Genomic DNA, 9991 nt, shown 5'->3' with positions numbered 1-9991 from the left:
TGACCACGCCGGTGAGGTGGAAGCCGTCGCGGCGGTGATCGATGCCGACGCCGTGCCGCTCCAGCCCCGGGTCGAGCAGCGCCGCGACCCGCGCCGGTCCCGCGCTCGCCTGGACGCCGAGCGTGCGGCGACCGTCATGATCGAGGGTGAAGGCAACGTCGGGGCGGGCCAGCGCGAGCCGCTTCACCGCATCGAGACAGGCGGCATATTCGGCGCGCGGGGAGCGGAGGAACTTGCGGCGCGCGGGCACCTTGTCGAACAGGCCCTCGACCCGGACGCGGGTGCCGGGCGGCAATGCGGCCGGCCCTTCCCCCGCCGCAACCCCATGATCGATGACGATTTTCCAGCCATCGGATTCGCGTTCGCGGCTCTCGATCGTTAGCCGCGAGACGCTGGCGATCGACGGCAGCGCCTCGCCGCGAAAGCCGAAGCTGGCGACCCGCTCGATATGGTCGTCGGGCAGTTTCGAGGTGGCATGGCGTTCGAGCGAGAGCTTCATTTCGGACGGACTCATGCCGCAGCCGTCATCGGTCACCTCGACCAACTCGAGCCCGCCCGCCGCCAGCCGGATGGCGACGCTGCCCGCCCCGGCGTCGAGCGCATTTTCGACCAGTTCCTTGAGCGCCGCCGCAGGACGCTCGACGACCTCGCCCGCGGCGATGCGATCGATGAGCGCGGAGGGCAGCCTTCTTATTGACATTGCCCGCATACCTAGCCCAATCGGGGGTACCTCGCGAAGCGCTGATTTCTCTGGGATTCACCTCCTCTTTACCACCCTAAGAATTAACCGCGAGAAAGAGCCCTACGCTTTCTCGTCAACCAACCGAAAGTGACCTTGAATGTTCTGGACGCGCTGGTTCAAATGGATGTCGCACGACATGGCGATCGACCTCGGCACGGCCAACACATTGGTCTATGTGCGAGGTCGGGGTATCGTCCTCAACGAACCGTCGGTGGTGGCGATCGAGACCATCAACGGGGTCAAGCGGGTCAAGGCGGTCGGTAACGACGCGAAGCTGATGATGGGCAAGACGCCTGATCAGATCGAGGCGATCCGGCCGCTGAGGGATGGGGTCATCGCCGACATCGACGTTGCCGAGCAGATGATCAAGCACTTCATCCACAAGGTCCACGGCGGCAAGATGCGCGCCTGGCGCTTCCCCGAAATCGTGATCTGCGTGCCGTCGGGATCGACCAGCGTCGAACGCCGCGCGATCCGGGACGCCGCGTCCAACGCCGGCGCCAGCGCGGTCTATCTGATCGAGGAGCCGATGGCTGCCGCGATCGGCGCTGATATGCCGGTGACCGAGCCGGTCGGGTCGATGGTCGTCGACATCGGTGGCGGCACGACCGAAGTGGCGGTGTTGTCGCTGCGCGGGCTGGCCTACACCACCTCGGTGCGGGTTGGCGGCGACAAGATGGACGAGGCGATCTCCTCCTACGTCCGCCGCAACCACAACCTCCTGATCGGCGAAGCGACGGCCGAGCGTATCAAGAAGGAGGTCGGCATTGCCAAGCCGCCGGTCGACGGCATCGGCAAGACGGTGCACATCAAGGGCCGCGACCTGGTCAACGGCGTGCCCAAGGAGATTTCGATCAACCAGGGCCAGATCGCCGAGGCGCTATCCGAACCGGTCGGCACGATCGTCGAGGGTGTCCGTATCGCGCTGGAGAATACCGCGCCCGAACTGGCCGCCGACATCTGCGACCAGGGCATCGTCCTGACCGGCGGCGGCGCGTTGCTGCAGGGGCTCGACGAAGTGTTGCGCGACGAGACCGGCCTGCCGGTCACGGTCGCCGAGGATCCGCTGACCTGCGTCGCGCTGGGCACCGGCCGGGCGCTCGAGGAAGAGCAGTTCCGCGGCGTCCTCCAGACGGCTTAGTCGACGATGGCGGTGGCGCCGCCGACAGGGTCGCGCCCCGGCTGGTCGCGGCGCGCGCAATATGGCCTGTTCTTCGGACTGCTGGCGACGGTCGGTGGAGTGATCGTCGGGTTAATCCTGCTCGCGCTTTCGCTTGTCGCACCCGAACGCTATGCAACCGTGCGCGGCGCGGCGCTCGATGCGACCGCGCCCGTTACTGGCGGCCTGCGCGCGGTGACGACGACGGTCGGAGGGATCGTCACCGGAGCCAGCGGCTATTGGGATGCCGCGCGCCAGAACGGCGAGCTGCGGCGGGAAAATACCGCGATGCTGCAGCGCATGGTCGAGGCCAAGGCGATCCATCTCGAAAACGCCCAGCTCAAGGCGGCACTGCAGTTGCGCGAACGCACGCGGGAGGCGGTCGCAACGGGTCGCATCGTCGGGTCCAGCTATGCCAGTCCGCGCCGCTTTGCAGTGCTGTCGGCGGGAAGCGGTGACGGGGTGGAGATCGGCATGCCGGTCCGCGCCGCCGTCGGCTTGATCGGCCGCGTGATCGAGGCCGGACATTTTGCCAGCCGGGTGCTGTTGATCAGCGACCGCGCCAATATCGTCCCTGCCCGGCTCCTTCGTGGCGGACTACCGGTTATTGCCAGCGGGCGCGGCGACGGCACGCTCGACGTCCGCCCGCTCGAAGTCGGTCGCAACCCGTTCAAGCCGGGCGACCTGATCGTCACGTCGGGCACTGGCGGGCTTTATCCACCGCTGGTCCCGGTCGCGCGGATCATCCGTCTCGACGACGATGGCGCGATCGCGGTTCCGCTCGCCGATCCCGCCAGCGCCAGCTTCGCTATCGTCGAGCGACCGTTCGAGCCCGCCGCGCAGCAGGCACCGCCGACACCGCCTGCCCCGCCGCCGCCCAAGCGCATCCCGAAGGTCTTGCGCTGATGGTCCGCTCCGCGCTCCAGCAGCGGACCGGCGAGATCGGGCCTGGTCACCCTCGCGCCGGGGTGCATTTGATTCCCGCCGCCAGTGTCGTCATTGCCTCGATGACCGCCCTGCTGCCGATTGTCGCCACCAATGGCTGGGGGCCGAACCTGGGTTTCCTGATGCTGATCGGCTGGCGGCTGCTGCGCGCCGACGCCTGGCCCGCGTGGTGGGCCGCGCCGCTCGGGCTCGCCAATGATCTGTTGACGGATTCACCCATCGGTCAGTCGGTTGCGCTTTGGAGCGCGGTGATGCTCATGCTTGACCTCGCTGATCGCCGCACGATGTGGCGCGATTACTGGATCGAGTGGCTGCTGGCGGCCGCGCTGATCTTGCTCGACCAATGGTTCGAGTGGCGCATCGCGGCATGGAGCGGCGCCCGCCTGCCGTTCGCCGCAATGGTGCCGGCGATCTTCGTATCGGTCATCTCCTTCCCGCTGGTCGGTGGAATCGTCGGTCTGCTCGACCGCTGGCGGCTGGGCCGCTGGAAACCCGCGCGGTGAGCAAGTGGCAGCGGGTTACCGCGGTTCACCAAGGGCTGAGCTTTTCACGGCGGATGATGTTTGTCGGCGGCGCTCAGGCGGCGTTCGGGGCGCTGCTCGCCGGGCGGATGGCCTATCTGGCGATCGCGCAGAACGCCAAGTATGAGTTGATGAGCGAGAGCAACCGGGTCCAGCTGATCCCGGTACCGCCGCGCCGCGGCTGGATCATCGATCGCAACGGCAAGCCGATCGCAATCAACCGGTCGAGCTTTCGCGTCGACCTGATCCCGCAGCAGATTGTCGACCGGCCTAAAGTCATCGAGGGCCTCACCCGGCTGCTCAGGCTGCAACCCGACGACATCGACCGGATTAACACCGAGCTCGACGCCGCGCGCGGGTTCCAGCCGGTCTCGGTCGCCGACAATATCGCCTATGAGGATTATGCCGCGATCACCGTGAATTTGCCCGAGTTGCAGGGCGTGGCGGCGTCGCGCGGCTTTGCGCGTTTCTATCCCGGCGGATCGACCGTCGGGCAGTTGGTTGGCTATGTCGGCGCCGCCAACGTCAAGGAATATGAGCGCGAGAACAAGAACCCCCTGCTGATCATCCCGGGCGTGAAGATCGGCAAGGAGGGGCTCGAGAAGACGATGGAAATGACCCTGCGCGGCCAGCCCGGCGGACAGCGGGTCGAGGTCACCGCGCGCGGTAAGCTGGTCAAGGAGCTCGATCCCAAGCCCGACCGCAGCGGCGGATCGATCAAGCTCACGGTCGACGTCGACCTCCACCAATTTGCCGCGCGGCGGATCGGGGATCAGTCCGGCTCGGTGGTGGTGCTCGACGTGGCCAGCGGCGACATCCTCGCCATGCCGTCGATGCCGTCGTTCGACCCCAACACTTTCTCCGACGGGATCAGCGGCAACGAGTGGAAGATGCTGTCGCAGAACGATCATCTGCCGCTCGTCGACAAGGTCACCGAGAGCCTTTACCCGTCGGGATCGACGATCAAGCCGCTGATGAGCCTCGCGCTGCTCCAGGCCGGGATCAACCCGAGCGAGCATGTCTTCTGCGCCGGTTCCTACCGCGTCGGCAACGCCATCTTCCATTGTGACAAGCGCCACGGATCGGTCGCGATGAGCGACGCGATCATGAAGAGTTGCGACATATATTTTTATGAAATGGCGCGGCGCGCGGGGGTCGAGGTGATCGCGCCGATGGCGAGGCGGATGGGCTTTGGCGAAAAGTTCGACCTGCCCTTCGCCAGCCAGCGCTATGGCACAGTCCCCGACCCCGAGTGGCTGATGAAACATTTACACCGCAAATGGGAGATCTATGACACGGTCAACATGTCGATCGGCCAAGGCAATGTGCTGGTCAATCCGCTCCAGCTGGCGGTGATGGCCGGGCGTATCGCCAGCGGCCATGTCATCCAGCCGCGGCTGATTGCGGGCCAGGCGCCCCCCGCCCCGCCCGCGCTCGACGTCACGCCCGAACATCTGGAGTTCGTCCGCCAAGCGATGGGCGGGGTGGTCAATAGTAGTGTCGGCACCGCCGGCGCGGTGCGGTTGCCGCTCGACAATGTGCAGATGGCGGGCAAGACCGGCACCGCCCAGGTCCGGCGGATCAGCATGGCCGAACGCAACTCGGGCGGCGTGCGATCGAACGAGAGCCTCAACTGGAAGATGCGCGACCATTCGCTGTTTGTCGCCTTCGCGCCGGTCGAAAAGCCGCGTTACTGCGCCGCTGCGGTTATCGAGCATGGCGGCTTCGGATCGCAGGTCGCCGCGCCGATCATCCGCGACACGTTGCTCTACATGTTCGACCGCAAGAAGGGGCTGGGCGCGCTCGACACGTTCGAACAGGGCATCGGCGGGCCGCTCGACCAGCGCATCGCGGCGCGCACTACGGACTGGCGCCAGGCCAATGGCCTCGCCCCGATCGTACCCAAGGCATGATCGGCTCGGCAATCATCCCCAAACCACTGGCAAAACTGCCGTGGAGCCTAATCATGATGGTCAGCGGCATCGCCTCGTTCGGGCTGGTGGTGCTCTATTCCGCGGCCGGCGGGGCGATGAATCCCTGGGCGACCAAGCAGGCGATCGTCTTCTTCATGTTCCTCGCCCTCGCCATCTCAATGTCGTGGCTGAAGGAATCGACGATCAAATCGGCGACCTTCCCGATCTTCGCGGTCATCGTCATCATGCTCATCGGGGTCGAGGCGCTCGGGCTGGTCAAGAAGGGCGCGCAGCGCTGGCTCGAGCTAGGGCCGCTCCGTCTCCAGCCGTCGGAGTTCATGAAGCCGGCCATCGTCCTCACGCTGGCGCGCTTTTACGAGCTACTCCCGGCCAGCGAGATCCGCAAATGGCGCGCGATCTGGCCGGCGCTCGCCCTGCTCGGCATCCCCGCCGCGCTGATCCTGGTTCAGCCCGATCTGGGCACCTGCATCATGGTCGTGCTGTGCGGGATCACAGTGATGTTCCTGGCGGGATTGCCGCTCACTTTGTTCGTCGGCAGCGGGCTCGCCCTCGCCGCTGCGGCGCCGATCGCTTTCTCGATGATGCACGATTACCAGCGCAAGCGCGTCTTCATCTTTCTCGATCCGGAGAGCGATCCGCTCGGCGCGGGCTACCACATCAGCCAGTCGAAGATCGCGATCGGATCGGGTGGACTGTGGGGCAAGGGCTTCCTCCAGGGCAGCCAGAGCCATCTCGACTATCTGCCCGAGGGCCACACCGACTTTGTCTTCGCGACGATGGCCGAGGAATGGGGGCTGGTCGGCGGCGTGCTGCTGATCCTGGCGTTCGGGATGGTCATCCGCTGGGGTATGCGGGTCAGTGCCAACGCCAAGTCGCGCTTCGCCCAGCTGACCGCGGCGGGACTGTCGATGACGATCTTCTTCTACGTCACGATCAACCTGATGATGGTCATGGGGCTGGCGCCGGTAGTCGGTGTGCCGCTGCCCCTCGTCAGCTTCGGCGGGTCGGCGGTGATGACGATCATGATCTGCCTCGGCATCCTGATGGCGTTGGAGCGGCAACAACGGACCCAGTCGCGGCTGTGATGGGTTGCGCGGCGATCGCTGCCTTGTTAGAGGCGCGGCCGCACGATGACGTCACCGCGTATCGTTGCAGCCCGAAAAGGCAAGTGCCCGAAACGGCAGTGGACGCATAGCTCAGTTGGTAGAGCAGCTGACTCTTAATCAGCGGGTCCTTGGTTCGAGCCCAAGTGCGTCCACCATATTTCAATGACCCAGCCCTTATTCAGCCACCGATCGACCAGAGCCTGTCGCCCCTGCAAGCGAGCACATTTTCTCGTCATTGCGCTGCTGCCGCTCCGGGATGCCGCGCTACTTCGAAATCAGTGTCAGGCAGCGATCTTCAGTCGAAGCGCCAGCGAGGAGATATCGTCGGCCGACATCGGGTAGCCAAAGTGCCACCCTTGGAGATAGTGGCAACCCGATGCGGTCAGTAAATCCGCCAGCCCCTTGCTTTCGACACCTTCGGCAAGGATCGGCAGGTTCAACGCGCCGCAGAGCGAGATGATGGCCACCAGAACATTGATCGCCGAGCTTTCATGGCTGACCGCTTCGACCAGCGAGCGGTCAATTTTGACGAGGTCGAGGGCAAACCGGCGAAGATAGCCAATGCTCGCGTAGCCGGTGCCGAAGTCGTCGAGCGCGATGCGTATTCCGTGACTCCGCAATTGATCGATAATTGCGGCAGCTTGGTCCGGCCGACGCAGTAGATAGGTTTCGGTAATTTCGAACTCGAGCCGCGCTGGTGGGAAGCGGCATTCTGCCAAGGTCGCTATGACCTCCTCGACCAAATTTCGGTTCCAGAATTGCGCGGGCGAAAGATTGACCGCGAGATCGAACGGCCAGTCGCGCGCGACGGTGCACGCCAGCCGCAGGATATGCTGGCCGAGTTCAACGATCAGACCGCTTTCCTCGGCCATCGGGATGAAGACGTCGGGCGAGATCGGCCCGCGAGTGGGGTGGGTCCATCGCGCAAGCGCTTCGACCGCAGTGATGCGGCCATCTTTTGCACCGACGATCGGCTGGAATACGACGAAGATCTGGCTGGTGGCGATGGCTCGTTTCAGATCGGCCTCGAGCTGCTTGAGTTCATTGCGCCCCTCATCGAGGCTGGGATCGTAAAAACGCCATCCATCGCCGCGTTCGGCCTTGGCCAGATACATGGCCGTGTCGGCATGACGGATGACTTCGTCATGATCGCCCTGCTGGCTTTCGGTGATGCCGATGCTGACCCCTATCGTGGCCGGCTCGCCGCCAAATTCAAATGGCTCGCGCACCGCCGCGACGATACGTCGGGCAATAAGTTCAAGTTGCGAATGAGAGTGGGAATCCTTCAGAGTGATGGCGAATTCGTCACCGCCGAGCCGCGCCAGAAAGGCTCCCGTCGGAATCGCCCGTTGCAGCCGTTCGGCCGTGCGGCACAGGACATTGTCGCCGACGCCGTGGCCGTAGGTGTCATTGATCTGCTTGAATCGGTCTAAGTCGAGATATAGCAGCGAAAAGGGCTTCGACCGGCGGCTGAGTTCGAGCAAATGGGACATGAAATAGCGGTGATTGGGCAATCCGGTCAGCGCATCGCTGCTCGCCAGATGGAGAGCCTTAGTTTCGCTTGCGCTCAGCTGCTTGGTGCCTTGCCAGGCATAGAAGATCACCGACCCCGCCAAGGTAACGACGAAAAGGATGAGGACGGCGAGCCACGGCTCGGACGATCGGCGAAGCGTCGTACCCGGTTCGCCCGACCGCCAATTGAGAAAACCGATCGAGCGACCGTCGACATTATTCAGCGACCAGCTCCCCTGGCCGGGTAGCGGCGCTGCACCGTAGGACAGCCGCGCGTGGTTCGAAATTTCGGACAACTGGTGTAGCAGCTTGGGGTCGATCAATTTGGCCATGACAAGGTAGCGGGGATCGAGTCCCTTCGTGTCGATGGTGGTGGAATGCGGCATGATCTTCGAGATGCCGAAGATCACCGGTCCGCGCGACGAGCGGCTCAGTCCGGTCAGCGCGATCCGCTTGGCCGAACGTGCCGAGAGAACTCGCTCGGCGGCGCTCCGATACCCCGCGCCCAGGATGGCGCCGGGGGCGGCGATGGTTCGCTTGCCGTTAAGGTAGGCATAAACGGGACGCCCCGCCGGATCGAGGATGAAGGTCGATTCAAAGCCATATTGATCGAAGACATATTGGCTTTCGTTGACGTCGGCCCAGTTGCGGTCGAGCTTGATGACCAGATTCTTGACCGCGTCGTCCCACACCGAAAACACCTTGATCGTCGCATCCATCGCCTCGAGGCGGCTGGCAAAGGCGGCCGCGACCCGTTCCTTTTCCTTGATCCCCTCGAAGCGGTTCTGCAGGCTGGTCAGCCACAGCATCCCGCCGACAAGCGCGCCCAGCGAGCAGGCGACGATCCCCGCGACGGGTAGCAGGAAATGAACCGCGAAATGTCTGACCGTGTCGCGGTTCATCCGATCGCCAGCGCAAACGGATGCGATGCGGAAACAACACCATCGGCTGTATCGAAGCGGCCTGTAGCCGGCGCTGACCCGTGGGGCGCGGTAGGAGCAGGGCAGGCGACGGGTCGCCGTGCAGCCCAATTCCGAATGACGCCGGCCGCCACCAGACTCCGGGTTTTAAGCTCCTCGAGCCGGACAGAGTGTCGTTTCATTTGAATGGCAAAGGTCACGGGCTCTTCCAAGAGAGGAACCGAGACTTTGGGGCAGGACGCGTTAAGGTAGTTTTGTATCTCGCTCCGAAACGGGCATAACCAGTCCTACGGACCAGGTCGAAAGATCAGAAGCCGCGAAAGCAAAGTCTGAGACAGGCGGCGCCGCGATCTACAGCTGTGAAGCATAAAACGCTGGCAAAAGATGACGCGGTTGGGCAACCGCGGATCCGGGCGTCGCGAAATCCACGCCCAGCCCTTAACAAAAACGGCCTTTAAGTGAGATAAATTGGCCTTGACCATGACCGTTTCCCGGTCCTGCCCATGTTCAAAACCATGCCCTGATCCCGCTCACGATACTCCAACGTCCGGGCCGCTCACCAGTCGTCCTGAGATAACCGCCGGTTTCGCCGAACGATCGCTTGTACTGAACCCCGACATAGGGTGAAAATTCACGGCGAAGGTCATAGCGTAGGCGCACGCCGACTTCGGCGTCCGACAGGCCCGCCCCAGTGCGGATTGCGGGACTGTTCTGTGCAGCGAGATTGATCTCGACGCGTGGTTGCAGGATCAGGCGTTGGGTAATGCGCTGGTCGTAGCTGCCCTCGACGCGTGCCATCACTCCACCCCTGTTCGAAAGGAACAGCGCGGCCTCCAGGTCGAAAAAGCCTGGAGCGAGGCCTGCGATACTCACCGTCACATAGGTCCGCGAAGGGTTCGGCTTGAAGTCGTACCGCACACCGCCCTGAAGGTTGAAATAGGGACCGATAGCGTGGCTGTAGAGAGTCTGGAGTTCGGCTCGCCCGACGCTGCCGCCAAACTCTCCGTCTCCTTCGCTCTTGACCCACAGGCGGTCGATGTCGCCGCCGTACCATCCTTGCCCGACCCATTCGAAGCCATCGCGGCCGCGCTTGAAATGATAGTCGGCAACGTTGAGCATTACCTGCGAAAGCCTCTGGCCGCCGTGAAACTC

At 64.0% G+C, this 9991-nt stretch carries 8 protein-coding genes and 1 tRNA gene; 6 read left to right on the top strand and 3 right to left on the bottom strand.

From position 1 onward, the window contains the following. On the bottom strand, positions 1–700 hold a 700-nt coding region (mutL, locus tag RMN84_RS07520), incomplete at its 3' end, for a DNA mismatch repair endonuclease MutL (RefSeq protein ID WP_309611560.1). A gap of 139 nt (positions 701–839) precedes the next feature. Between mutL and RMN84_RS07515 the strand changes: the two genes are divergently transcribed. The 6 genes from RMN84_RS07515 (at position 840) to RMN84_RS07490 (ending at position 6562) form a co-directional block, all read left to right on the top strand. Beyond that, on the top strand, positions 840–1883 hold the full coding sequence (locus RMN84_RS07515; protein WP_309611559.1) for a rod shape-determining protein: 1044 nt from the start codon (positions 840–842) through the stop codon (positions 1881–1883). A gap of 6 nt (positions 1884–1889) precedes the next feature. Beyond that, positions 1890–2807: a rod shape-determining protein MreC gene (gene mreC, locus RMN84_RS07510; protein WP_309611558.1), complete on the top strand. Its 918-nt coding sequence runs from the start codon at positions 1890–1892 to the stop codon at positions 2805–2807. Then, a complete protein-coding gene (locus RMN84_RS07505; protein ID WP_309611557.1) occupies positions 2807–3349 on the top strand; it encodes a rod shape-determining protein MreD in 543 nt (180 codons plus the stop codon). Before mreC ends, RMN84_RS07505 begins: the two co-directional genes overlap by 1 nt. After that, entirely contained in the window at positions 3346–5280 is a 1935-nt protein-coding gene (mrdA, locus tag RMN84_RS07500) for a penicillin-binding protein 2 (protein WP_309611556.1), read from the top strand. Before RMN84_RS07505 ends, mrdA begins: the two co-directional genes overlap by 4 nt. Further along, entirely contained in the window at positions 5277–6386 is a 1110-nt protein-coding gene (gene rodA / locus RMN84_RS07495) for a rod shape-determining protein RodA (protein ID WP_309611555.1), read from the top strand. Before mrdA ends, rodA begins: the two co-directional genes overlap by 4 nt. A gap of 100 nt (positions 6387–6486) precedes the next feature. Beyond that, a tRNA-Lys gene (locus tag RMN84_RS07490) sits at positions 6487–6562 on the top strand. Positions 6563–6688: 126 nt separating this feature from the next. On the opposite strand, the gene RMN84_RS07485 is transcribed toward RMN84_RS07490, so the two are convergent. Both RMN84_RS07485 and RMN84_RS07480 read right to left on the bottom strand, forming a co-directional pair. Continuing rightward, positions 6689–8821, bottom strand: a complete 2133-nt coding sequence (locus tag RMN84_RS07485; protein WP_309611554.1) for a bifunctional diguanylate cyclase/phosphodiesterase — start codon at positions 8819–8821, stop codon at positions 6689–6691. A 525-nt stretch (positions 8822–9346) separates the two neighbouring features. Further along, positions 9347–9991 (bottom strand): copper resistance protein B (locus tag RMN84_RS07480; RefSeq protein ID WP_309611553.1); only part of this gene is annotated, 645 nt, incomplete at its 5' end.

Origin of the sequence: Sphingomonas sp., assembly GCF_031380695.1 — a bacterium.
Lineage (GTDB): Bacteria > Pseudomonadota > Alphaproteobacteria > Sphingomonadales > Sphingomonadaceae > Sphingomicrobium.
The sequence above is the reverse complement of the archived record's forward strand: the minus strand, read 5'-3'. Positions and strand labels throughout refer to the sequence as shown.

What these genes read in the sequence shown, in the direction of transcription:
- rodA (WP_309611555.1), top strand. Translation starts at nt 5,277, where the DNA reads ATGATCGGCTCGGCAATCATCCCCAAACCACTGGCAAAACTGCCGTGG.
- mreC (WP_309611558.1), top strand. Translation starts at nt 1,890, where the DNA reads ATGGCGGTGGCGCCGCCGACAGGGTCGCGCCCCGGCTGGTCGCGGCGC.
- RMN84_RS07485 (WP_309611554.1), bottom strand. Translation starts at nt 8,821, where the DNA reads ATGAACCGCGACACGGTCAGACATTTCGCGGTTCATTTCCTGCTACCC.
- RMN84_RS07515 (WP_309611559.1), top strand. Translation starts at nt 840, where the DNA reads ATGTTCTGGACGCGCTGGTTCAAATGGATGTCGCACGACATGGCGATC.
- RMN84_RS07505 (WP_309611557.1), top strand. Translation starts at nt 2,807, where the DNA reads ATGGTCCGCTCCGCGCTCCAGCAGCGGACCGGCGAGATCGGGCCTGGT.